The sequence below is a fragment of the Rhizobium sp. BK379 genome (assembly GCF_014193955.1).
In the GTDB taxonomy this organism is placed as follows: Bacteria; Pseudomonadota; Alphaproteobacteria; order Rhizobiales; family Rhizobiaceae; genus Rhizobium.
The window spans coordinates 30,046-54,901 of sequence record NZ_JACIAD010000013.1 but is presented as its reverse complement, the minus strand read 5'-3'; the positions used below and the strand labels follow the sequence as shown (position 1 = coordinate 54,901).

19 protein-coding genes and 3 pseudogenes are annotated in these 24,856 nt (G+C 58.9%); 7 read left to right on the top strand and 15 right to left on the bottom strand.

What is annotated here, in order from left to right:
* Positions 1-93 precede the first annotated feature (93 nt).
* A pseudogene (locus FHT93_RS35840) lies at positions 94-375 on the top strand (glycosyl transferase family 1); the annotation flags it as partial.
* Here the strand turns inward: FHT93_RS35840 and FHT93_RS34860 are convergent.
* From FHT93_RS34860 to FHT93_RS34845, 4 genes are all read right to left on the bottom strand, one after another.
* Positions 362-730: a hypothetical protein gene (locus FHT93_RS34860; RefSeq protein WP_113210953.1), complete on the bottom strand. Its 369-nt coding sequence runs from the start codon at positions 728-730 to the stop codon at positions 362-364. The pseudogene FHT93_RS35840 and the gene FHT93_RS34860 sit on opposite strands and share 14 nt — an antisense overlap.
* A gap of 159 nt (positions 731-889) precedes the next feature.
* Positions 890-1,156 carry a BON domain-containing protein gene (locus FHT93_RS34855; RefSeq protein WP_018116004.1) on the bottom strand — a complete coding sequence of 89 codons (267 nt, stop codon included), beginning with the start codon at positions 1,154-1,156 and terminating at the stop codon, positions 890-892.
* Positions 1,157-1,291: 135 nt separating this feature from the next.
* On the bottom strand, positions 1,292-1,558 hold the full coding sequence (locus FHT93_RS34850; protein ID WP_018116005.1) for a DUF1488 domain-containing protein: 267 nt from the start codon (positions 1,556-1,558) through the stop codon (positions 1,292-1,294).
* A gap of 1,564 nt (positions 1,559-3,122) precedes the next feature.
* Positions 3,123-4,091: a formylglycine-generating enzyme family protein gene (locus FHT93_RS34845; RefSeq protein WP_029616589.1), complete on the bottom strand. Its 969-nt coding sequence runs from the start codon at positions 4,089-4,091 to the stop codon at positions 3,123-3,125.
* Between the two features lie 419 nt (positions 4,092-4,510).
* On the opposite strand from FHT93_RS34845, the gene FHT93_RS34840 reads away from it, so the two are divergent.
* The 3 genes from FHT93_RS34840 to FHT93_RS34825 all read left to right on the top strand — a co-directional run bounded on the left by FHT93_RS34840 (position 4,511) and on the right by FHT93_RS34825 (position 9,550).
* On the top strand, positions 4,511-6,184 hold the full coding sequence (locus tag FHT93_RS34840; RefSeq protein WP_018116008.1) for an arylsulfatase: 1,674 nt from the start codon (positions 4,511-4,513) through the stop codon (positions 6,182-6,184).
* 455 nt (positions 6,185-6,639) lie between these two features.
* Positions 6,640-9,081, top strand: coding sequence for an arylsulfatase (locus tag FHT93_RS34830; protein WP_183851389.1), 2,442 nt, complete (start codon positions 6,640-6,642; stop codon positions 9,079-9,081).
* Between the two features lie 10 nt (positions 9,082-9,091).
* Positions 9,092-9,550, top strand: a complete 459-nt coding sequence (locus tag FHT93_RS34825; protein WP_246781798.1) for a hypothetical protein — start codon at positions 9,092-9,094, stop codon at positions 9,548-9,550.
* Positions 9,551-9,713: 163 nt separating this feature from the next.
* Here FHT93_RS34825 and FHT93_RS34820 read toward each other — a convergent pair whose 3' ends face one another.
* From FHT93_RS34820 to FHT93_RS34810, 3 genes and pseudogenes are all read right to left on the bottom strand, one after another.
* On the bottom strand, positions 9,714-10,502 hold the full coding sequence (locus FHT93_RS34820) for a hypothetical protein (protein ID WP_183851388.1): 789 nt from the start codon (positions 10,500-10,502) through the stop codon (positions 9,714-9,716).
* 200 nt (positions 10,503-10,702) lie between these two features.
* Positions 10,703-11,541, bottom strand: a pseudogene (locus FHT93_RS34815) (hypothetical protein).
* Positions 11,542-11,649: 108 nt separating this feature from the next.
* Positions 11,650-12,675 (bottom strand): HAD family hydrolase, encoded by a 1,026-nt coding sequence (locus FHT93_RS34810; RefSeq protein WP_183851387.1) that lies wholly within the window; start codon positions 12,673-12,675, stop codon positions 11,650-11,652.
* A gap of 185 nt (positions 12,676-12,860) precedes the next feature.
* On the opposite strand from FHT93_RS34810, the gene FHT93_RS34805 reads away from it, so the two are divergent.
* From FHT93_RS34805 to FHT93_RS34795, 3 genes are all read left to right on the top strand, one after another.
* Entirely contained in the window at positions 12,861-14,744 is a 1,884-nt protein-coding gene (locus FHT93_RS34805; protein ID WP_183851386.1) for a HAMP domain-containing sensor histidine kinase, read from the top strand.
* Positions 14,744-15,361, top strand: coding sequence for a response regulator transcription factor (locus FHT93_RS34800; RefSeq protein ID WP_183851385.1), 618 nt, complete (start codon positions 14,744-14,746; stop codon positions 15,359-15,361). Before FHT93_RS34805 ends, FHT93_RS34800 begins: the two co-directional genes overlap by 1 nt.
* A 100-nt stretch (positions 15,362-15,461) precedes the next feature.
* Complete coding sequence (locus tag FHT93_RS34795) at positions 15,462-15,833, top strand: response regulator (RefSeq protein ID WP_018116017.1); 372 nt, start codon at positions 15,462-15,464, stop codon at positions 15,831-15,833.
* 363 nt (positions 15,834-16,196) lie between these two features.
* Here the strand turns inward: FHT93_RS34795 and FHT93_RS34790 are convergent, their stop codons facing one another.
* The 8 genes and pseudogenes from FHT93_RS34790 to FHT93_RS34755 all read right to left on the bottom strand — a co-directional run bounded on the left by FHT93_RS34790 (position 16,197) and on the right by FHT93_RS34755 (position 24,442).
* Entirely contained in the window at positions 16,197-16,586 is a 390-nt protein-coding gene (locus FHT93_RS34790) for a hypothetical protein (RefSeq protein ID WP_018116018.1), read from the bottom strand.
* 53 nt (positions 16,587-16,639) lie between these two features.
* Positions 16,640-18,265 (bottom strand): chaperonin GroEL, encoded by a 1,626-nt coding sequence (groL, locus tag FHT93_RS34785; RefSeq protein ID WP_018116019.1) that lies wholly within the window; start codon positions 18,263-18,265, stop codon positions 16,640-16,642.
* Between the two features lie 65 nt (positions 18,266-18,330).
* Positions 18,331-18,627 (bottom strand): annotated as a pseudogene (locus FHT93_RS34780) (co-chaperone GroES).
* A gap of 524 nt (positions 18,628-19,151) precedes the next feature.
* Positions 19,152-19,442 carry a response regulator gene (locus FHT93_RS34775; RefSeq protein ID WP_246781797.1) on the bottom strand — a complete coding sequence of 97 codons (291 nt, stop codon included), beginning with the start codon at positions 19,440-19,442 and terminating at the stop codon, positions 19,152-19,154.
* Between the two features lie 2 nt (positions 19,443-19,444).
* Positions 19,445-19,579: a DUF4167 domain-containing protein gene (locus FHT93_RS34770; RefSeq protein ID WP_112542234.1), complete on the bottom strand. Its 135-nt coding sequence runs from the start codon at positions 19,577-19,579 to the stop codon at positions 19,445-19,447.
* Positions 19,580-19,880: 301 nt separating this feature from the next.
* Positions 19,881-21,179 carry a glycoside hydrolase family 130 protein gene (locus FHT93_RS34765; protein WP_029616593.1) on the bottom strand — a complete coding sequence of 433 codons (1,299 nt, stop codon included), beginning with the start codon at positions 21,177-21,179 and terminating at the stop codon, positions 19,881-19,883.
* 30 nt (positions 21,180-21,209) lie between these two features.
* On the bottom strand, positions 21,210-23,492 hold the full coding sequence (locus FHT93_RS34760) for a glycosyltransferase family 4 protein (protein ID WP_183851384.1): 2,283 nt from the start codon (positions 23,490-23,492) through the stop codon (positions 21,210-21,212).
* Entirely contained in the window at positions 23,489-24,442 is a 954-nt protein-coding gene (locus FHT93_RS34755; RefSeq protein ID WP_183851383.1) for a class I mannose-6-phosphate isomerase, read from the bottom strand. The genes FHT93_RS34760 and FHT93_RS34755 overlap by 4 nt, the downstream gene beginning before the upstream one ends.
* Between the last annotated feature and the right edge of the window lie 414 nt (positions 24,443-24,856).

Sequence of the window (24,856 nt, the reverse complement as noted above, 5' to 3'; positions counted from 1 at the left end):
AACGCGCTGGCACCAATGATGGTGGCGGCATAATCGAGGCGGAAATCCACTTAGCGAAACGCCCGAAACTGTTCAGACAAACCGAGCCACCTCTCGGTGCTGGCGAAACCCAACCCTGCGCAACGTCGTGTTCTCACTCGGATCATCGAGATATCCGCGAAAGTCGTTGTGATGGCGGAAAAGGGCCGGTCGCTATTGCGTCAGGTCTACGGCGTCCAGATGGAGAAGATCGACGTGATCTCTGATGGGATCCCGGATATTGCTTTCAGCGAGCCTGATGTGGCAAAAGCTAAACTCGGCTTCGGGAACCGTTCCGTCATCCTTACGTTCGGCCTGCTGTCACCGAACAAAGGTATCGAGATCATGATCGTGGCTTCCGCGGCTGCTTGGGCAACGAACCGCCGCGCGCTGCGCGCAGTCTTCCTGCCGCGTCCGCCTCTCTTCCGGCGATCTTTCTGCTGTGGTCGTCACGGGCCTGTTCCAGTTCCTCAATGGTCGGAAGCGGGCTGCGCGCCGACGTCCTGTCGCCCGCCTGGTCCTTGTCTTTTCCGGGCGTGTCAGCCGAAGACGCTTTATCGATGTCCGCATCCAACGTTGTGCGGGCGGCCTCGGCTTCGGCGATCATTTCCCTGGCGGAGGGGCTTTGGGCAGGACGGCTCTCATTCGCATTGGCATGCCGGCCTGTGGTGGAGAGGGCGGGTCTGGTGGTCTCGTCTATTCTCTTGCGCATCGCTTATCCATCGGTCGCTTGCGTGGGGGCGGTTCTGGGCTGGCTGTCGGCCCGCACCCGGCAACGTGGAACCCGGCGCAGGGCCGGGCTCCTCGCCTCCGGCTGGCTTCGACCTTGGCCGGAAGTCGGCGCGCAGCCGCGCCGAGATGAAAGAGTGCGCTAGAGATCGCGCGTCAGCTCGTTATGAACGCTGCGCACGCCACGCGTTCGCAAAGTGGCTTCTTCGGCGAGCCAGATTTCCTCGCTGATGGAAACCCAGCCGGCAAGCGTGATGTCTCCGCCGCGCGCCGTCACGAATATATAGCTGGGGTCGAGATCGCCCGTATGGGCAAGCGCATCATAAACCGCCGTCTCGAGATCAACGTCCTGGGGCCGAGCTCGCGGGGCATCGTCCACTACGCTCAGATGTTTTCTATCGACTGACATTGCTCATCTCCGTGTCCGGTTCATCCCGGGTGTAAAAGCAAGACACGCTACGGCCTTCAGACTGGCTTGCCACTCTTCAGGCCGCTGTCTCCATGCATGTCGCATGAGACCGCCGCGAACTGTTGCGGGACATGCCTAGCGGTGGACATCCTTCTCCGTCAGCGTGTATCGGTCCTTACCGCCGCGGCCGTAGACACCGGATGCTGCCTCCAGAATGGCGGGGCGCGCCGCGTCGAAGGCGCTCAGGCATTCGGCTTCGGTTCGGCTCGTCTGGGAGATGGAGCGCAGCGCGCTCGTCTCGATCAGAAATCGCACCTCGAACATGCCGTCATAGCCGGAGAAACGAACCCCATCGCGGCCCTCGTCGAAACTACGGCTCTTATTGGGGAAGATCAGGGGCATCGAGGTCTCTCCAGAAATCGTTTACTCCGGCTCCTGCCGGAAACTCTTGGGCACGACACCTGTTATCGGCGGGATAGGCACGTCGGGCTCACATCGGGTCTGGGTCAGATGTCTTTTCAGGCTGTATCTTCGGCGCGCTCTTTAAAGTCCGCAGGCGGACGACAGCCATTGCTGTCATCCCTTGCGGACGCGTCCATGCTGTTCAGGATCGCTGGAAAAAACTGCTCTGCAAGGTGCCGGGGTACAGCGCGTCTTTGCCTATGAAGGGCTCTTTTGTTCCGGATACCTCTATGATGGGATATGGGGCGCGGTCCGGGTATTGCAATGACTTGCTGCCAATAAACCCCGCTAACCCAGTGGCGCGCGGCTGACGCCCTTACCGCATCCTCCAAGAGCCCGAGGAGATCTCCTTACGAGGTTGTTCAGGACCGCAAGTCCGGCAAAAGCTCCGCCGAAAATCTTCAGGCAGCTTAAAGTTTTCACTCGCCCCGCTGACCACGGATGTACCGGCAGCAGAACGGAGTGACTGCGAGGTCGGGTTAGCGCCCGGCCTTTTTGTTTTTGGACCGAGCTCTGACGGCTTTGATCCAACCCGACTTCTTGGATGCGTCCGAGCGCCAGACTGAAAGAAGATTGTCATGACCATGACGAAGCAGGCATTTTTCAAGCCCGAAAAAATTCGGCACGAGACAAGGCCGCGACCACGAGTGAGATCGCGCGGCAGATCATCGAAACGGAGAGGGCTGACCAGACCCGGAAGACTGCGCGCTTGCGTCAATTGCGCGAGGCGCAGCCGGTCGAGCCAAAGCCGGTCCGCCCAACTCGACGCCGAAGCAATTCCGGCTTGATGGCAACCGTTGAACGGAGCTGGTGTGGAAACACGCTTTTGTCGGGTCAATGCCGCCCCGGGCGCATGAATCGGAAGGACCGGATATGACTGCCACTCCTACAAATATTCTGCCAAGCTTCCCAATGCCGCTCCAGTAGCCGTCAGCGTGATCAGCTTTGTTTTTCTCATGTTCTTGATGGGGGGGGGGCTGGCTTTGGTGAACATATCCAACCTGAAGCAATCGCTGCTGCGCAGGCTTCCGAAGCGAGCAGATTACGCCACGCTCGATAGATGTGCCATGCCTACAAAGCATATAGTCGCGGCTGCAATATTACTCTGTACGCTTTCAGGATGCGCAACTACCGGCACAGAGAATAATTCCTACGCGACCCGCGCCGGGATTGTCCCAGTTCGTGGCAGCGGCATTAACGGCTACTGACCCTATCTGCACTCACGCGGCGTTCTGCATGCCTCGATTGCGGTCGTCTTTCCTCCAAGATCGTCGCATCAAGCGCTTAGCCTGTAGAAATTCCGTGAAGGCAGTTAAGGGGCTGTAGGCACTCGCGCCACCTAACGTGCCGCACTGGGCGATATCTTGCACCGCATATCCGAATCCGCTCGGAAACGCCGCCGCCTCCGACCGAGGCGTTCTGACATCATGTCCAGAAGCGCCCTTCCATTTGGCGCCCATGCCATGCCAAGATCGACGTGACCATACCCACCCGAGCGCCCCGCTTAGTCCTTCAGGACTCGCGTGACGCATCGGAACCCAACATGGCTAGTCGACGTGTCTTCTGGTTCCGCATGGCGGGCGGCGGGACGGTAACGCCGACAGTAGTTCTGCGCGCAAAGATGCGATCCGCCCTTCAGCACCCGCCTCGGAATCCGAATTTCCGGCTCGCGGGGATCGAAGCTCGCGTCTCGATCGCCGCCCCGCGGATTCCGGGGAATGCAGCATGATTCCGCCGCAGGCTCCGAGTGGCGGGTCGACCAGAAATCCGACGTCCATTCCCAGACGTTGCCGATCATGTCGTGGATGCCGTAGCCATTCGCCGGGAACGAGCCCACGGGTGATGTTCTATCCCCTCCCGCGGGCTTTGCGCTCACTGTGGGAAACGCACCCTGCCAGATGTTGGCCATGAGTCTTCCGCCGGGGATCAATTCGTCACCCCATGCGAATTCGGCGTCCTCGAGACCGCCGCGAGCGGCCAGCTCCCATTCGGCCTCGGTCGGCAGGTCCTTCCCGGCCCAGTGGGCATACGCTAGGGCGTCGCTATAGGCAACGTGGACGACCGGATGGTCGAGCTTCCCGCGGATATCGCTGCGGCGGCCATAAGGATGCCGCCAGTCGGCGCCGAACTTGAACGACCACCATTGTCTAATGTCAGGGCCGACGACGGTTTTCGGCTGAGTGAACACCAGCGATCCGGCGCGCAGCATGCTGGGAATGGCGCCGGGATAGTCTGACGCGTTTGGGGTCTTTTCTGCGACGGTGACATGACCGGTAGCTTTGACGAACGCTGCGAACTGACGGTTGGTCACGGGCGTCACGTCCATCCAGAAGCCGTCAACCTTTACCGGATGGGCGGGGGCCTCCTCAGGATAGTGCCTATCCGATCCCATGGTGAACGTTCGGGCAGGCACCCAGGCAAAGCTCCCAAATCCCGTACCATTTGTGTCCACTGCGCCCACGGCACTGTCCATCGCTAGAACGTCCCTGCAGCCAACTTATGACACGCGGTCGCGGCTGCTGCCTATTGTCCTTTAGGGAGGTCGCGATGCGGTAGCAGAAATACGGCGTGAACGGCCCCTGTTACTGGCAATTCGTAGCCTCGTCCCGACGGATTCCCCAAAGGGCAATATCTGATAGTGCTAATACAATGTAGACAATGGATTGAAGAGTGGACATGCCCTCTTCGGCAAGTCGAGGGTGACTGCGCGCGAGGGACGACAGCCGCGTTTTTATCGAAATGATCTGTCCGATTTGTCATTCGGCAAATTAGACGTCGCCGACACCCTCTCCTGATTCTACTCGTCTTTCAACCAACCTTGGTCGTCCGTGTGGCGACCCCCTGAGGGAGGCATTCGAAATGAGACGGACTACAAAGTTGATAACAGCAGCAATGGCGGTCGCAGGCAGCCTGTTGGCGAGCACGGCGGCAATTCAGGCGCAGGAGACCAGGAAGCCCAACATCCTGTTCATCATGGGTGACGACATCGGCTGGATGCAGCCGAGCATCTATCATCAAGGTCTCGCAGTCGGTGAAACGCCCAATATCGACCGTATCGGCCGGGAAGGGGCGAAGTTCATGACTTACTATGCCGAGCAGAGCTGCACGGCCGGGCGGACCGCGTTCATCACCGGCATGCAGCCTGTGCGCGTCGGCATGGTTCTGCCGGAGATTCCCGGAAGCCCGTCCTACCTGCGGGCCGGCACGCCTCACCTCGCCAGGTTCCTGTATGATCTCGGTTACTCGACAGGGGAGTTCGGCAAGAATCATCTCGGAGATACCACCGAATCCCTGCCGACGGCACACGGGTTCCAGGAATTCTGGGGCTACCTCTATCACCTTGATGCCATGCAGGGCGTGAGCTTTCCCGACATCAACAAGACCGCGACGGAGCAGGGGATCGCCCCCCCTTGCAGAAACACACCGGTCCCCGGCCTAACGGAAGACCCGGCGTCCGTGGACGCCAAGACCACGACCTGCCTTACGCCGCCGCGTCCGATGCTCGCGTGCACATCCTCCGACGGGTCGCCGGCCAACCAGACATGCAAGGATGAGGGCCCGCTGACGCTTGAACGCTCCAAGACGATTGACGAAGAGATTTCAGGCAAAGTCATCGATTTCCTTGACAGGAATGACCCCGAGAAAACCAAAAAGCCCTTCTTCGTCTGGTACAACCCGGCCCGCATGCACATTACGACGGTGCTGCCCGACAAGTATCTGAACATGGTGGGCGAAGTCGGCGGAAAGGACTGGGGCGTCAATGAAGCCGGCATGAAGCAGATGGACGACAACATCGGCTACGTTTTGAAGAAGCTCGAGGAGATTGGCGAACTCGACAACACGATCATCGTCTTCACCACCGATAACGGCGCCGAGACGATCACATTCCCGGACGGTGGCACCACCCCGTTCAAGGGCGGAAAGCTCAGCACCTGGGAAGGCGGCATGCGGGTGCCGCTTGTGGTTCGCTGGCCGGGGCACATCGAGCCCGGCACGGTGAAGAACGAGATGTTCTCGGCGCTCGACTGGCTGCCGACGTTGGTCAACATCGCGGGCGGTCCGAAGGGCGATGGTCTTAAGAAAGAGATCGAGGCGGGTACGTATCCCGGGATTGTCAAGACGACGCTCGACGGCATCGATCAACGTGACTACCTGGAAGGCAAGTCTCCATCCGCGCGCGACAGTTTCTTGTATTATTCCGGCAAGGAGCCGTCGGCTGTCCGCTACAAGAACTGGAAGATGTACTTCGCCATGGTCTCCGACGATCCGGCTGGCTTCATTGACGGGGTGAGGCCGTACGCCTGGACGCAGGTCGTCAACATCAAGCGCGATCCGTTTGAGACCTCGGTCGGACAGCAGATCAAGACACTCTTCGGTATGGGCGGCGCCATCGCTTCGCCGTCCACCGCCTATGTCTACGACTGGAACATCCTGCCCATCGGTCAGCAGTTGTGGCTGAAGCATCTCGAGACCTATATCGCTTTCCCGCCGCTTCAGAGCCCTGCAAGCTACAATCTGGAGCAGGTCATGCAGCAGGTCCGGGAAATGAAGACTGGTCGCGATTGACGCGCGCAGTTTCGTAACGACTTCGGAGCGGACGCGCCTAGCGGCGTCCGCTCTGTCGTTCACCTATCAGTTCCTGGCGTCCTTGATCGCCTTTACCTGACCAGCACGCTCGCCGCCATCGTCAACGGCCACAAACAAAGCCGGATCGACGAGCTCTTTGCGTGGCATCATCCAACCTCAGAAAGCAAGTTCCGCCAAGATCCCTGACGTCCCTGTGGAGCTCGGCTGCCGAGGGCACCCGTATCATACGGTATTCTACTATACAGTCGGGCGGCAATCAGGCACGGTATGGCATACGGTTGCATGTGTCCGGGAATAGAAGCGCTGCCAACGATTGCTCAGGTTCATTCTCGCCGGACGCCTTCATGGTTTCCGACCGTTGTGCTCGAACGAGCGAATACTGGTTCTGTACTTCGCCACAGACGCTGCTTCGCCTGGCCAAGAGGAGGGGTTCCATGCGTCGCCATCGTGTATTGCATATCTCTCGCAGCTTGATTGCCGCGCTGGGTTTCACTGCCTTGACCGGGTTCGGCTGTCCGGCGGCATTCGCGCAGGCCGTATCGGGAGAGCCGGGAGCGACGACCACTCTCGACGGCAAGCAGCTTCCGACGCCCACGCCGGAATTTGGCGGGGTGATCAAGGAGAAGGCCTCCGAGTCACAGCCCTGGTGGGCGCCGCGCGTCGTTCCGCCGAAAGGCGCGCCGAACGTGCTGTTGATCATGACGGATGATCAGGGATTTGGCGCGCCGAGCACATTCGGCGGCGTCATTCCGACCCCTGCGATGGACCGCATTGCAAACCAAGGTCTGCGTTTCACCAATTTTCATTCGACATCGCTCTGTTCGCCGACGCGGGCCGCGTTGATCACCGGGCGGAACCACCATTCGGTCGGCGCCGGTGTCGTCGGCGAAATTGCGACCGGCTATCCGGGCTACGATTCCATCATCCCGGTCGAGAAAGGCACCATAGGCACGATCCTCAAGGAGAACGGCTATGCGACATCGTGGTTCGGCAAGAACCACAATACCCCGTCCTATCAGTCGAGCCAGGCAGGGCCGTTCAATCAATGGCCGACGGGAATGGGCTTTGAATATTTCTACGGTTTCGTCGGCGGCGACGCCAGCCAATGGCAGCCTAACCTCTACCGCAACACGACGGCCATCTACCCATTTGAAGGCAATCCAGGCTGGAACCTGGAAACGGCGATGGCTGACGAAGCCATCCACTACATGAAGCAATTGAAGGAGATCGCTCCCGAAAAGCCCTGGCTCGTCTATTACGTGCCCGGCGCCACGCATGCGCCGCATCATCCCACACCGGAATGGGTCAAGAAGATCAGCGATATGCACCTCTTCGACGAAGGGTGGAACAAGCTGCGCGAAACGATCTTCGCCAATCAAAAGCGGCTCGGCATCATGCCCGAGAATGCGCAACTGACGCCGTGGCCAAAGGAACTGCCGGAATGGGATGCACTGGACCTGGAAGAGAGAAAACTCTTCATCAAGCAGGCGGATATCTACGGCGCCTACCTTGCCTATGCCGACAATGAGATCGGCCGAGTCATTCAGGCCGTCGACGACCTCGGCGAACTCGACAACACGCTGATCATCTATATCGGCGGCGACAATGGCGCGAGCGCGGAGGGCATGCTGAATGGCACGCCGAACGAGTTTACCACTTTCAACGGCATCCCGGTGCCGGTGAAGGACCAGTTACTCTGGTATCCGTTCTGGGGATCGGAACGGACATTCCCGCACTTTGCCGCGGCCTGGGCCTGGGCGATGGACACGCCGTTCAAGTGGGTGAAGCAGGTGCCGTCGCATTTCGGCGGAACCTCGCAAGGGGTGGTGATGTCCTGGCCCGGCCACATCACTGATGTGGGCGGTATCCGCCGCCAGTTCTCGCACGTGATCGACGTCGTGCCGACCATCCTCGAAGCCACCGGCATCCCGGCACCCGAGACGATCAACGGCATTGCTCAGAAGCCGGTCGAAGGGGTGAGCATGGCCTACACATGGGACAAGGCAAATGCCGATGTTCCCACCCGGCATACGACGCAATATTTCGAGATGCTCGGCAATCGCGCCATCTACGACAATGGCTGGGTGGCAGCGACGACGCCAGCAACCCGGCCGTGGGAGCTGAGCACCGCCACGCCGCCCGACGTCATCACCGGCTATAACTGGGAACTCTACAACGTCAACGATGACCCGACCCAGTTCAGCGACCTGGCCGCCAAGATGCCCGACAAGCTCAAGCAGATGCAGGACCTCTTCTATTCCGAGGCGAAGAAGTACGACGTGCTGCCGCTCGACAATTCGACGCTTTCCCGCTGGAACACGCCGCGCCCCAACCTGACGGCCGGGCGAACCGAGTTCACCTATTCGGGGGCACTGAGCGGTGTGCCGCCCAGCGCTGCACCGAGTGTCCTCAACAAGTCCTATACGATCACGGCCGAGGTCGAGATACCCGAAGGCGGTGCGGACGGCATGATCGTGACCGAGGGCGGACGGTTCGGCGGTTATGGTCTGTTTCTTAGCAAAGGCGACTTCGGCGTCGGACGGGGCAAGGTTGTGTTTCTTTACAACCTTCTCGACCTCAAGCGCACGATGTGGGAAGGGCCGGAACTGGAACCCGGCAAGCATCAAATCGTCTTCGAGTTCAAGTCCGATGGTCCGGGCCTCGGCAAGGGCGGTAGCGGCATCCTGTCGGTGGACGGCAAGGAGGTGGCGACAAACTCGCTGGACCATACGACCCCGGTTACCTTTCCGGAGGACGAAAGCTTCGACGTTGGACAGGACACGCGCACAGGGGTCACCATGATCGAATATCGGTACGACGCTCCATTCAAATTCACCGGCAAGATCGACAAGCTGACCTTCAAGCTCGGGCAGTAGTGGGGGCGGCATGTTTGAAACGATAGGTGCAAATGTAAGGCTGCTGCTATCGGTAACAGGCGTGGTTGAAGCGGTCACGAGGGTGGCATTGCTGCTGGCTCCCGCGCTGTTGATCGAGGTGCTCCTCGGGGCCGTGCCAGACACGCCTGTCGGCACCACGGCCGCCCGTGTTGCTGGAGCAGCAGTACTGAGCCTGGCCGTCGCTTGCTGGTTTGCGCGGGATGACTTAGAAGGCAATGCTGCCAGGGGATTGGGCATAGCGATGCTGTTCTACAATTTCGCCGTGGCCGCCACACTCACACTTGGGTGGCTTCGCCACGGTATCTCCGGTATCGCTTTTTGGCCGGTCGTCGCGGCGCACGTCGGACTCGGCGTCTGGTGTGTAGCTGTGGCTGGGCATGGACCCGCCTCGCAAAACGCTAGCGGCTCGCGCTGCTCATGCTCTGCTGTTGATGCATCGTTGCCATAGCGTCGATTCTCGGAATTATGCTGCCAAGGTGTGAGCGGCGCATCGCTTACTCTCTGTTTCCTGATGGCGTCGCTTTTCCGGCTACTGCAGGACATTAGGCTTCACAGAGCGAGCATGACGTTCAGCGGCACGGTGACAAACGAGTACCTTGGCTGCAGCAGCGCTAGAAGTGGAAGGATACACCGATAATGGGTCCGTGCTGGACGACGTCGAAGACAAACCCGTCGTTCTCGTAGTCGACGCCTAGTGCCCGGTATCCGGCGACAGCCGAGATGGTGTCGTTGAACTTATAACCGAGGCCGAGGCCAACATCCCAGTCGAGGTCGGCGCCGCCACCGCCCACCAGACCCCATCCTGTGAGATAGATTTCCTGGGTGAAAAAGTAATTCCCGCGCAGGCCGACAACGGCGTCCACCCACGTGGCACTGTCATCCCGCTCCACGCCGGCCAAAAGTCCGCCGTTAAAAGAGATGTCGGTCTCGACTGACCACACTTTCATACCGCCGAACACGTCAAGGTGACCATTCTGATCTTCGAGCACGGCGTAACCCACGCCGAGAAGCCCTGCAAAGGTCTCCGATGTCACGCCGACGCTGTCGGCAAAGATGCCGCGGGGCGTGTGCGCATCGGCACCCAGCTTTACGTAGATCATGTCGCCGACGATGCTGTAGCGATCATATCTTGCTTCGGCAGTCGCCATGAATGCGAAGTCGAGATTGTCGAAAATGTCGCCGAAATCGGCATCGATGCCGACCTCGGGAAGTCCGAATTGCCGTACATCCCCGGAAATTCCGGCAGCCCAAAAATATGGAGCGACCGTGAACTCCCAGCCGCTTTGGGTCTCGACCGTTTTCGCTTCCGGCGTGAGCGGTGTGATATCGGTGGCATTGCCGCTCGATGCTAAAGAGATGCCAGCTAGCAGGACAATCGCATGCAAGTGAATGGCCTTCATGAGAATCCCCCGATCTCGTTTGAATCCAGCACTGCTTCCGAGGGAGACTATGTGACAGCAAGTGGATTCCCGCAATACGAACCACCTATTGGGAGTTGCGAGCGAGGCGGAATACCGAAGGGTGTGGCCCGCCGGCATCAGGCCTGTCTCCTGCTGGGAAGAGAGGGAAACGCGGCCAAACTGGCGTCTCCCTTTGAAGATCAATAGCAAGGCGGGTACGGATAGTAGCCGCATTGCTGGTCGTTGTAGTAGGGATAGTAGGGGCGGACTGCAGCGGCCCCAATGGCCGCACCGGCCACCACGCCCGCTGCGACCGGAGCACCGCGATACCACGCGCCGTGATAGACGGGTGCGTGCCAATAGGTGCCCCCGACACGATTGATGTTCGTGTCGCCGATATCCACGTCGTCTCCACGGAAGTCGCCGCGGAAATTACCTCCCGCGAAGTCTCCGCCGTGGAATCCGCCGCCCCCGAAGCTGCCGCCGCCAAAGCCGCCGCCATGGAAGCCACCGAAGCCCCCGCCGCCAAATCCTCCTCCACCCCCGAAGTGATCGATGAACAGCGCGGCCGGCCCAGACACACCGCTTAGGCTACCCTCCAGAATGGTGATGTCGAAGGTCAGCGTCGTGCCATCGAGTTTCGGAGCCTTGAGCGTCACGACGGCGTCGCTGACGTCCGATCCATCGCCGCCCAGCACCGACACAGTCGCATTCGGCGGATCGACGGCGAAATTATCCTTGCCGTCGTCCCATTGCATGATGAACTGTTCGGTTGCCACATGACCGGCGGCTCGCACCGGCCGGTCAGCAAAGACGATCGAGTTTGCGGAGACACCGTCAGAACGAGCTTGCCGTTTTCGATCTTCGCTCCGGCCGAATTGATGACCGCCAGCGACGGCACCGGACCGGTTGGCGTAACTATCCCAATAGACTTTTCGAGCGGTACGTGCGGCTTCTTCGGGGTGTCCTGCGCAAGGGCAGAGGTCGTGATCGCGAAACCTCCGGCAAAGACCAACGTAGCGAAACTATCGATGTTCATGGCGATATCCTCCCAGTCGGGACGGGCGGCATGCCCGTCGCCTGATGAACCCATTTGGAATCTGCTGTCACAAGGCTTTGGAACGCCCAGCCGCGAGGCGCATCCTCCTTAGTCCTTGAACATCTGCTTCCAGTCGGCTTTCATGTCGATGACGGTCCAGCCAGTTATTGCGGCCGCGTCGAGCGCCTTGTCGAGGCTGCCGAATTCGGTCTTGCGGTCGTAAGCGTATTCGCGCTCCGCATCGGTATGGTGAACGAGCATGCCGAGACGCGCAGGCGCTCCCGCCATCGTTGTCCATTGCAGCATTTCGAGATCGCCATCAGAATTGCCGAAAGCGGCAATCGGCCGGCGGCCGATCTGCTCGTTGATCCCGACTGGCTTGCCAGCCTTGTCGTCGATGAAGTTGACTTCCGGCAGACGATAGAGGGTCGGCGTGTCGTCCTGCATCTTGAACTGCGTCTTGATCGAGGAACCGATGATCTGCTCCGGCGGGACGCCGTAAACCTTCTCCGTCCATGGCCGCATGAACTCCACGCCGCCCCCGGATACGATGAAGGTCTTGAAGCCGTTGGCGCGCAGATAGGAAAGCAGCTCGACCATCGGCTGGTAGACGAGCTCGGTGTAGGGTCGCTTGAACCGCGGATCGCGTGCCGTGGAAAGCCAGTCCGTGACGACCTTCTGGAAATCGTCGTTTGTCATTCCCGCATGGGTGACCATGATGAGCTCGAGAAGGCCCTTTTCGCCTGATGCGGCAAGTGTTTTCATATCGCCTTCGAGCACTGCCTTGAACGGCTGGACGTTTTTCCATTCCGGATGCTGCGGAGCGAGCGTCTTCACGCGGTCCAGGACGAAGGCCAACTGGGTGTACATGGGATGCTCGACCCAGAGCGTGCCGTCGTTGTCGAACACCGCAATGCGTTCGGGTTCCGGGACGAAGTCCGGCGAACCTTGCTTGGAAACATTCTCGACAAAGGAGACGATAGCTGCCTTGGGCGCGGTATCGTTCCACGAGGGCAGCGGATCGCTCTGGGCCTGTGCAGAAGCCGCAAGGAAAAGTGCTCCGATGACGATCGAGATTGTGTTCCGTGCCAAGTTGACGAGGTGGCGGACATTAAACTTTAGATGTACCCCCATAAGTGAGAGTCCGCGCCCGGCGAGTTGCATTCCACCAGCGCTTTCCAAGTCTACCGAATGCGTTCCCCCACCGATATTGCCCTTTGGGGAATCGAGAACTCCGGCGGCAATCAACAGTGGTGCTTGCATCAGATGACGCCACACCAAAAAGGTGTTATCGTCTCACAGTTTTGGGGGGACGACCAATGGCTTTGGGCCATGGGGCAGGCGGATTGCGGTGCGCTGGTGTCTTGCTGGCGTGGGTTTTGCTGATCGCTGCGAACTGCGGCGCCATCGCCTCGGAGACGTCGCACGCAATCGTTGATCGGGTTCCACGGGTTCTCATTCTCTACCCATATGACGAGAGGCTCGTGGCGACGACCGTTGCCGGAGAGGCGTTGCGAACCCGATTGCTGGAAGCCACAGACGGCAGGATCGACCTGTTTTCGGAATTCCTGGATCTGTCGCGGTTTCCGGAAGCGGAGCACGTCGCGCGCATGGTACGTTATATGGCGGAAAAGTACGCCTCTCGCCGTCCGGATGTAGTCGTGGCACTCGGCAAGGAGTCTGCCAGCTTGATATCGACGAACCGTGGGACGATCGCTCCCGATGCGAAGATCGTCGCGGCAGGCTTCGGCAACGCCACCGCCGAGAACATCGACCTACCAGATGACGTGATCGGAGCGTTCACGACATTCGACATTCTGAAGACGGCGCAAATGGCCCGCGACCTGCAGCCCAGCGCCCGTCACCTCTACATCATCGGCGGATCCTCGGAGTTCGACCGAGGATGGTTGGCGACGGCGCGCGTCGACCTAGACGAGTTCTCCAAGTCATACGAAACGACATACCTTGAAGATTTGACGATCGACGAATTCATCGAACGTGCCTCCCATGTCCCCTCCGACAGCATTATCCTGGCGTTGACGGTGTTCAAAGATCGGGCAGGGCGAAATTTCGTCCCGCGTGAGGCGATCAGGCAGATCGCAGCAACCGCCAACGCACCTGTCTATGGCCCCTACCAGACCTACATCGGCTACGGCGTGGTCGGGGGCAATACCGTCACCTTTGACACTTTGGGCCGCACCGTCGGAGACCTAGTCCTTGATCTCATTGCCGGCCGGGCGGCCTCGGATATTCAAGCAATTCAGACATATGTCGTGGATGCCCGGCAGCTCCGGCGTTGGGGGCTTTCGGAGGTGAATCTGCCCGCGGGCACCATTCAGATGCACAAGGAAAAGAGCCTCTGGGAAGAACACTGGTTGGCGGCAGCGGCGACGTTCGGCCTGGTTTTGATACAGGCGGGCGTCATCGCAGCATTGCTGCTCGAGCGACGCCGTCGCCGCGATGCGGAGAGCAGGTCACGCCTTCACCTGCTCGAAGCTGTCCATCTCAACCAGTCCGCAACGGCCGGCGCCTTGTCCTCGTCGGTCGCCCACGAACTGAACCAGCCCCTTGCGGCCATCCGAAACAATGCCGAGGCGGCGTCGGTGCTGCTGCGAAGCGGCAACCCGGATCTTGAGTTGATCCAGCAGATCCTGCTCGACATCCAGGAGGACGATCAGCGTGCGGGCGACATCATTGGCCGGATGAGAGGATTGCTCAAGAAGAGAAGCGAGATCGATTGGCAGGAGTTCGACCTGAACGATGTGGCTTCGAGCGCAATCCATATCATTCATGGCGAGGCCGAACGCAGGGGGATCACGCTAAGTACAAATCGACCGACGGCGGTTTTGCCGGTAAGGGCGGACAAGGTCCATGTACAGCAGGTCGTTCTCAATCTCGCCACCAATGCCATGGACGCCATGTTGGACGTTCCAGCCAAAAGAATGCTCACCTTTGCGACAGGAGTGGCGAACGAGAAGGCGGAGCTTTGTGTCGTTGATACAGGCAACGGCATTCCCGAAGAGAGGCTGTCCAGCATCTTCGAGCCGTTCTACACGACCAAGCAGGCGGGCACCGGACTGGGTCTTTCCATAGCACGCGCCATTGTCGAGACCTATGGCGGCTCGATCTCGGCTAAAAACCGACCTGAAGGCGGGGCCATCTTTCGCGTGGTCCTACCTCTTGCTCGAAGGGAGCAAGGGTGATGAAACCGGTCGTCCATATCGTCGATGACGACGAATCCTATCGAACTGCGACAGCACGCCTGCTCTCCGCCTATGGCCTAACGGTCGAAGCGTATGAGTCCGGAGATCAGTTTCTCGCCCATCTTCCAGGCTCCGAGCCGGGCTGCGTTCTCCTTGACCTACAGATGCCCGGCCAGTCTGGCCTGCAAATACAGCGCCAACTGTGCGAGCAGGCGCCGCTTTTGCCAATCATATTCCTCACGGGCGAAGGAGACATAAAGGCCAGCGTCGAGGCTATGAAGGCGGGGGCTCATGACTTTCTGGAAAAGCCTGGCTCGGTCTCGGTCCTGATCGAAACGATTGAACGCGCGTTGACACAATATGAAAAGTTCCGTGCCGAACACGAGCGTCTACAGGCACTGAGAGCCTTGGTTGCGAGCTTGAGCGCGCGTGAAGCCGAAGTCTTTGGGTTGATCATCCGTGGCCATCTCAACAAGCAGATTGCGTATGCCCTTGGTATATCGGAGCGGACGGTGAAGGTGCATCGCCATCAGGTCATGGAGAAGCTCCAAGCAAGGTCTCTGGCCGAGGTGGTATCGCTCGCCGCCGACATCGGTCGTACTGCGCTGTCGAAGTGATCGAACAATCTTCCCCTTAGGGCAATATCAAGCGACAGCCGACACGCCTACAATGGGCGTAATTGCGTATCTCGCGCACTGTCACGCATGAGGGCATGAGGTGGGAAAGCTTCGCCGCACTGTCGCTGTAGTCGATGATGATGCGAGCCTACGTCGAAGCGTCGGTCGGCTCCTCAATGCCTACGGATTTGCGGCTGTCGAATATGCATCGGCGGAAGCTTTTCTCCTTCACGACCCGAAAACGCCAATCGACTGTCTCGTGCTCGACATCGATCTCGGAGGCATGTCCGGCATCGAACTGCAGCGCAAGTTGAAAGGGGACGGAGCGAAGCTGCCGACAATCTTCATCACCGCACTGGAAGACACGCGCCTGCAGACTGAGGCAGAGCAGGCCGGGTGCATCGCATATTTGCGGAAGCCCTTTGCGGGATCCGTACTCATCGACGCAGTCAAGAAGGCACTCAGATCGTGAGTTCTTGATCAAGGAAAGAGAGCCACGACGGCAGGTCAGATGCGGATCATTTGTTCACCCCTGGCAGGGAGGCTGAAGATAGGGTCGATGGATCGAGTCCTTTCAAGAGCTTGATTGTAGGTCCTACTGATGTAGCCGAGCGGAGAGAATAAAGGCGTCCCTCATTCGACCGGCATTTTGGTGCCCAGACATATCCCGGTGATGATGCCAGAAGATTTATGTCCTCGCGCTGTCTGCCATCTATACGTGGGATTTTCGGTATCATCAGGTGATTATGACAATCGTTCCGGGGGTACGAAGTGAGGGAGGCAAACGAGGCGCTCCCGCAGGAGCGCCCAAGCTAGGGGAGCATCAAGCACGGCCCTAAACGGAGAGCGCCGCGCTGCAGCTTTCGGCGACACTACTGTCGACCGATGTTTGCCCCGGCATGAATGCCCACCCCCCCGTTTCGATGAACTGACGCTTTTTGTAGCTATCTGAAAGAGCCTTGAACTCGGTCAGTTTTCCGGTGGCGTCCGGTGCAGCCTTGAAGCGTTCGACGCATATGGCTGATGCAAGCTCTCCACGGGCCGTCTTGCCCGCAGCCGTCGCTGCCTGGAGTGAAGATCCGCCGGTCACCCAGCCACCCCAGTTAAAGCCGACGACGATGGTCGCGACCGCCGTCGCCACACATGCCCACACAAGAATGGTCTTGGAGGGCTGATACGAACTGAAACGCTGGAATATTGATCTCTTGCTGTTCTGCAGGGCCATGGGATTCTCTCTCCTCATAGATGGGGTCACTGATCCAAATTTCAGAATAAGCGTTACATCCTTCCGCCTGTATCAGGCACGCCGACGCCTGCACCGTCCTTTCTAGGAAGGTCCGCAATCATTGCTTCTGTCGTCACGAGAAGGCCGGCAACGGAAGCCGCATTCTGCAGGGCTGTCCGAACAACCTTGACCGGATCAACGATACCCATGGCGATCATGTCGCCGTACTCAGACGTCTGGGCGTTGTAACCGAAATTGTCGGTGTTACTTTCGAGGATACGGCCGACCACGATCGAGCCTTCGTCACCTGCATTTTCGGCAATCTGGCGTACCAGCGACTGCAGGGCCTTGCGAATGATGGTGATGCCGGCATTCTGGTCGTCGTTCTCGCTCCTGATATCGAGGACGATCGAGGCACGCAGCAGTGCCGTCCCACCGCCGGGAACGATGCCTTCTTCGACAGCGGCGCGGGTTGCGTTCAGCGCGTCGTCGATGCGGTCCTTCTTTTCCTTGACCTCGACTTCCGTCGAACCGCCGACGCGGATCACGGCGACACCGCCGGAAAGCTTGGAAAGTCGCTCCTGCAGCTTTTCCTTGTCGTAATCAGACGTTGTTTCCTCGATCTGCGCTTTGATCTGGGCAACGCGGCCTTCGATATCGGCCTTAGTGCCCGCACCATCGACAACTGTGGTCGCTTCCTTGGTGATCGAGACCTTCTTGGCGCGGCCAAGCATGTCAAGCGTAACGGTTTCCAGCTTGATGCCGAGGTCTTCGGAAATGACCGTGCCGCCGGTCAGGATGGCGAGATCTTCGAGCATCGCCTTGCGGCGGTCACCGAAACCGGGCGCCTTGACGGCAGCGATCTTCAGGCCGCCACGCAGCTTGTTGACGACAAGCGTCGCAAGCGCTTCGCCTTCGACATCTTCGGAAATGATCAGCAAGGGTTTGCCGGTCTGGACGACAGCTTCAAGGATCGGCAGCATAACTTGAAGATTGGAAAGCTTCTTCTCGTGCAGCAACACGTAGGCATCTTCCAGCTCAGCGACCATCTTTTCGGCATTAGTGACGAAATAGGGTGACAGGTAGCCGCGGTCGAACTGCATGCCTTCGACGACCTCGAGTTCGGTTTCAGCGGTTTTGGCTTCCTCGACGGTGATCACACCCTCATTGCCGACCTTCTGCATCGCGTCGGCGATATATTGACCGATTTCCTTTTCGCCATTGGCCGAAATAGTACCAACCTGGGCGATTTCCTCCGACGTATTGATCTTCTTGGCCTTGGCCAGCAGGTCCTTGACGACGGCTGCGACGGCAAGGTCGATGCCGCGCTTCAGATCCATCGGGTTCATGCCGGCAGCAACGGCCTTGCCGCCTTCGCGAACGATAGCTTGAGCAAGAACAGTTGCAGTGGTCGTGCCGTCGCCGGCAACATCGTTGGTTTTTGATGCCACTTCGCGCACCATCTGGGCGCCCATGTTCTCCAGTTTGTCGTCGAGTTCAATTTCCTTGGCGACAGTGACGCCGTCCTTGGTAATGCGCGGCGCGCCGTAGGACTTGTCGATCACCACGTTGCGGCCCTTGGGCCCCAGCGTCACCTTGACCGCGTCAGCGAGAATATCGACGCCACGCAGCAGCTTTTCGCGTGCATCACGGCCGAATATGATTTGTTTGGCAGACATTGAAAAACTCCCGGGCTCCTCGCCCTATGGACTTCATGAAAACGAGAAAACAATGCGCTCGGAAGTTATGCGATCACGCCCATGACGTCGGCTTCCCTTCATGATCAACAGGTCCTCGCCGTTGAACTTGATCTCGGTGCCGGACCACTTGCCGAACAAGATGCGGTCGCCGACTTTCACGTCAGGCGGGTTAAGGTTGCCACTTTCGTCGCGGGTACCAGAGCCAACGCCAATGATTTCGCCTTCAGCTGGCTTTTCTTTGGCGGTGTCCGGAATGATAATCCCACCCTTGGTCTTACCTCGGCCTCGATACGACGCACGACAACCCGGTCGTGCAACGGCCGAAAAACAGTAGTTAGCATTTTTGGGATCCTTTGACGGGAGCGAAACCCAATGGCCGCTCCCGATAGTGTACGTTAGCAGTCTAATGATAAGGGTGCTAGAGAATTCTTATGTGACGGCCAGCCGAGAGGAATTAAACGCCCGCCACGACTGAACACGAGGTATTTATCCGTACTAAAAACGCGACGAGGAAGGCCGCCTGCTTTCAATGAACGGATCGCAATGAACGACCGCTTGCAGGAAGCGGCGACAGCGATAGCAGGACGACGCGGTCGAGTGGCCACCCGACGATAGATTGCGAATGGCGGTGAGGAGACCGCCGGCCGGGCAAAGGCCGGGACGGCAGGCAGACCGCAGCCGTTGGCACAGCGCCGCCGAGGAGGCCAAGCAAAAAGATTGAGCGCCCGAGCGATCCCCGTCTTTCATGCTGACGCGCTGTTGGCCAATCCCGCTCTTGGCAGCATCGTTCAGCAGAGTGGTTAATGTCGTCACGAGCTGCGCATGGACGAAAGGGCTTCTGGAGCAGAACGCTACTCGGAACGCCTTAAGCTGCCCATCCCTTGGCGCTGTCCCCGGTCATATAGATCACTGGCATGATCGGATTCAATTCCCGCGCCCGTCGCGCCAAATCCCAACCGTCCATTTCTCCTGGCATCCTTACGTCGGTTATCAGGGCACAAAAGCGAGCCGAGTCTTTTTCCAAAGCACGGATAGCCTCGTCCGCGTTCGGTAATGAAATATGCTCGAAGCCCGCTTCGGTCACGACGTCTTCGAGGGTTAGCCAGGCTTTTTCGTCCGAGCCTCGATCCATGGATGACATTGTTTCCGCGATCATCGTTACGTGCCGGCTTTCTCCAGGGCTGCCGTGCGATAGAAGTGTTCAGCGTGCTGATAAAGGTTCTCCGCCTCGACCCGGTCACCGGCTTGGGCGGCTTCTCGGGCTGAAACCATATATTGTTCATATCGTCTCATTAGGTTCTGCGAGCTCGAAACTACTGCTGTATCCGCGGTGGCTCGAGCACGGCTGCTGGCAGACGGAGTAGAATTTCGGCGTGGAGATTTCAAAAGAACAATTCAAGCCGTCTTGAGGCTTGCTCCATAAAGGTCGTGATTTCGGGATTGATTGACGGCGACTACCTCTGGCAAACTCGCCAATGGTATCGCCCCTTGGGGCGGCATCGCAGTGCAGCTGTCGTGTACCGCGGCATTGCGGCCGTTTGATGTTGCCTGGCTCCCGTGTCGGCACCAAACGATGATAACCCAATGCAGAGAGTCAGCCGGTCAGCGTGTCCAGTAGGTCGGCGATCTTGATCGTCGAGAAGTTCGAGAACGTGTCACAGATGGCGTAAGGTAGTACGATCTGATCGTTGTGGCGCATCGCGCCGCACGTGTAGACGACGTTCGGAACATATCCCTCGCGTTCCGAAGGCTCCGGGTGAACGAGCGGCTCTTTCGAGCGGGCGAGCACCTTGGACGGATCGCTCTTGTCGAGAAGGGCTGCGCCGATGGCGTATTTTCGCACGGGACCTACCCCATGGGTCAGAAGCAACCAACCCTCGTCCAGTTCGATCGGCGATCCGCAATTGCCCATTTGCACGAATTCCCACGGAAATTTCGGCCCAAGAATGATCTTGCCGCCATTCCAGACGTGGAGGTCATCGGAACGGATGAGATAAAGGTTTTCGTTGTCCTGACGACCGATCATTGCAAACTGGCCGTCGATTTTCCGCGGGAATAAAGCCATCCCCTTGTTCTTGGCAGCTGTCCCCATGAGAGGAGTCATCCGGAACGACAGAAAATCTCTGGTCTCGAGGAGTTCAGAGCGAATGTCTCTGCCATTATAGGCCGTGTAGGTGGCGTAATAGGTTTTGTGCCCAGCCTCTTCGAACTCAACGAAGCGAGCATCTTCGATGCCGTTCGACTGCGCGGCGGTAATCGGAAAAATCACCCTCTCACTGATTGGGTGCTCGGAGAAAAACGTCAGTTCCAAAGGCTCGTCGGGAGATATGGATAGGGGATTTTCAACAACGGGAATGGACGCAAGTCGCGCCGTGGGTTCAATGTCCACGGTGCCATTCTGGTCGACAATTCCCGATCGAAAGGTGAGAGACGAAACATGTCCTTCGCCGACCGCACGCAGGCTCAAGACAAAGCGCTTGCTGCCGCTGGGGACCCCTGATTGATCCGCATGGGCGACAATGCTCGGGTTGAAAAGAGCGGATGCCTCGAAGGAATATTCGTGCATGAAGTAGGCACCGACGAGTTGGCGTTGCTCCTTGGTGAAAGTAATATGGGGTGCGAACGCCTCTTCCATTTCATAAGCGCGCTTTTCGAACGTCGCCAGCAGATTGCGGTGTCGGCCCTCGAAGTTTTCGAGGACCTCTGCAAGTTGCTGCTTCGCGACCTCGACGTCTAGGCCGAGCACACGATCCACGATATGATTGGCACGCGTCTTGTCGGTCGGTTTGAGATCTCGCGGTTCCGTGGCCGGCTTGAAGGGCCGCACCACGACGCGTGTGGGATCCGGTCGTAGGAAAAGTGCTTGGCGGTTGAGAAATGCTATCTGCGACACCATGATCTCGCTCTGATTTGAGGCCGTGATTCACGCCGTCAGCGCACGAAGCGGGACCAATGTCGACGGACGACCACTGGCGCGCGAAAGCTTGCGAAATTCCACAAGGCCGAGGAGATAGCAGACTACGGATTCGCCGCCTCTATTCTCATTGGGACGGGTCGGATGCAGACCGTCGCGGCAACTGCCTGTTTCGAGATCCACGACCGGCAATGAGAGATCGTTGCTGCCGAGGAACCAGGCGAAAGCCTTTGCAGCCTCTTCTTTCCATGTGATGTCGTGGCTGACCCGCCATGCGGCATGACATGCAGCGATCGTCGCCGTCGCTTCCAGAGGCTGTTGATCGAAGAGCTTCACCTCTCCCGTCCGATCCGTAAAGCTATCCGTGCCGATAGGCCTGAATAGTCCTTCAGGGTTCGTCTGTATCGTCATCAGCCATCGCAAGGATTTGAGCCCTGCTACCACGTAATCGGATCGTTCAGCACTCAATCCCGTGGCGATCAGGGCCTGACACAGTCGGGCATTGTCGTAGGAGAGGTTCTCCTCGAACCAGATCCAGCCCGGTCTCTCGACACGATGGAAAATATCCATCAGCCTGTCGGCCAGTGTCGAACGGATCTGATGGGTGAGCACGTCTCGAGGGAAGGCCGCGCAATAGCCGTCCAGTCCCAAGAGCGCAGAGGCCCAGGCACGTGGCGAGCCGAAACCTTCAACGGTCGGCAATGCCTGCGCGAACAGGGCCGCAGCCCACGCGCGCCGGGAGGGGCTAGTGTCGCCACGGGCGCATTCCCCGAGAGCCCAGAGCGTTCGGCCGTGGCTGTCCTGTGATCCCTTGTCTTCCAGCCAGCGTCGGTCGAAGCCCATAAAGTTTCTAAAATGTTTCTCGTCGGGGTTCCAGGCGTGCTGCACGAAGGAAGCGAAGCGCGAGGGGAGCGCCTCCGGAAGAAGCCGTTCGCCGGGCTCGCCGAGAGCAACCGACAAGAGAAGCGCGCGGGCATTGTCGTCGACACAGTAGCCGTGCGCGCGATCAGGCACCGAATAGACGGCATGCTGGAATAGTCCTGTATCGTCGCACATCGACATGAAGTAGCCGAGCTGTGGCTCGGGGAGGGGCGGGGCCTTTTGCATCACGACATTCGTTGATGCTGCGGGCTGGCGTGCGGGATTTTGAATTGCCACCTGTAAGAATAATGCGAGATAGCACTCCGCGGTCTTTTGCCATGTCATCGGTCGGCTGGTTTGGTATGCCCGCCGGCGCATCGCGTCGCGTCTTGTGTCATCGGTGAGAAGCGACGCGATCTCGCGCCCGATGGCCGTCGGGTCACCGAAGGGAACGAGCACACCACGGCCGTCTGCCAGCAGCTCTTGAGCATGCCAGTAGGGTGTGGAGACGACGGCCTTCCCGAGACCGAAGCTGTAAGCCAGGGTGCCCGATGTCATCTGGGCTTCGTTGAGATAAGGCGTGGCATAGACATCGGACATGGAAATAAACTCCAGCAGCGTTGCCTTGTCGACGAAGCGATCGAGAAACACCACGCTGTCCTCGATGCCCAGGTCGTTCACCCGCGTCACCAGGCTCTCGCGATAGGTCTCACCTTCGTCGCGTACGAGATTGGGATGAGTTGCTCCGAGGATCACGTAGACAGCATCGGGTCGACTTTTCAAGATCAAGGGCATGGCATCAATCATGACCTCGATGCCTTTGTTTGGCGAGAGAAGGCCGAAAGTCAGGATCACCGAGCGTCCGTCGAACCCGAGGCCAGCTTTCGAGACTGCCGGCTCCAAAAACGGCATGTCGGGAATTCCGTGAGGAACGACCTCTATCTTTTCGGCCGCTACGCGATAGACCTCCGACAACAAAGTCCTGCCCTTTTCCGCCATGACCACTACTTTGGCAGACAGGTCGATGATTTCGTTCAGGACGCGGCGCTGGCCGGGACTTGGCTCCGCGAGAACCGTGTGCAGCGTGGTGACGATCGGCATCTTCAACCGCGACAGCAGCGCAAGGATATGATCGCCGTCCTCTCCGCCAAAAATTCCGAATTCGTGCTGCAAGCAGGCGACGTCGAAATTGCCGGCGTTCAGGACATCTGCAGCGCGAGCATAATCATCGCGATTGTCGTCGGCTATCGAGAGGCGGACCTCCGGCGGGTAATCGTAGACATGACCATGGTCCGTCATGGCAAAAACAGCCGTGCCAACGCGGGCGGCAGATTTCGAAACGGCCTGTTGCAGGTCGGTCGTAAAAGTGGCGATACCACAGCGGCGCGGCAGAGAATTGCCGATTAAAGCTACATTTTTGAGCTGGTTCATAGCGAAGCTCCTGGCGAGCGGAATGGAGTGACGCTTCGCTCCTCACTACCACTGTTCACTCCCGCGGGACGGGGTTGCGCTCGGTCTTTGGCCGGGAGCTGCTTCAGGAGCCCGATCGCGGGCGCACTCGCTGCGGTGGCAATGAGCAAGACAATTCCGTCAGGCCCGACACGGATGTCGGCACGATCAGCTTCTGCGAAAAACCCTTCGCCGATTGTGGCCGTCAAAGTTCCTATCGTTCCGTCTCCCGCGACGACCAGCGCCCAGCTCTCTCGGCTCGCGATCAATTCCCAAACGGTGTCCGCAGGGAGGTCCAACCGTTCGAGGGTGAAGAATGGGCAGGACATGAGCTCGGAGCGCTCGACGGTGATATGGCGTGGCAGCTTTCTGCTGCTCGCTGGTTCCAGCCGTGCCACGGCTGTGGCTTGTTCGATGTGAAGTTCTCGCGAGCGTCCATGATCCCAGATGCGAAACGTCGTGTCGTTGCGCTGCTGGATTTCAGCAATGACCAGACCAGCACCGATGGCATGCACGGTGCCAGCCGGAACATAAAACACGTCACCGGCCGCGGCCTCCTGCCAGTCGAGAAGGCCCTCGATTGATCCGTCGATCGCGGCCTTCCTGAATTCGAGCTGTGTCAATGGTCGCTTGAGGCCCACGGCGACCTGCGCCCCGTGTTCCGCTGCCAACACATACCAGGCTTCGCTCTTGCCGCTTTCCATCCCCATCGACTTGGCGGCGGCATCATCTGGATGAACCTGTATCGACAGAGTTTCCCGTGTGAAGAGAAGCTTCAGGAGGAGCAGACGATCCCGCTCCCCCGCTTCGTCATAGGCAAACGAGATTTCGCCGACGGGGCTATCCTGATGGTTTTCCGATGCCCATGGCCCGAGATCAAGACGACCCCATGGCTTGAGCGTTGTTCTCACACTGGCACGGTCGAGTGTCATAGTGGTCTCCTTGATCTTGCCGCTAAGATCGGGGTGACCTGAGATCGGATTGTCTTTTGCTGTCGCTCCTGCGTTGTCGGTACGTCGGGTCGGAAGGCGAGATCGCTCAAGGGGCAATAGACGGCGCCAGTGTCCTTTCAAATTCCTCCCGCGACACAGGCCAAGCCTCGGTGCGCCCGTTGGAGCCTAGGAGCAGAGTCATCGTCGTATGATAAGCCTGCCATGTGACATCAACAGGCTCCTCGTCAATCTGTAGGTCGAAGATGCCTGGTGGATGAGGTTGGGCCATCCTGAGAAGCTGCCGTTTCTCCTCAACCTGACCGAGACGAAACCTTTTCGCAAATTCGCTCACAAGCACGGCCATCGCTGCCCCTGGTTTGAGCAGATTTGGCTATGATGACGCACGATCGTATC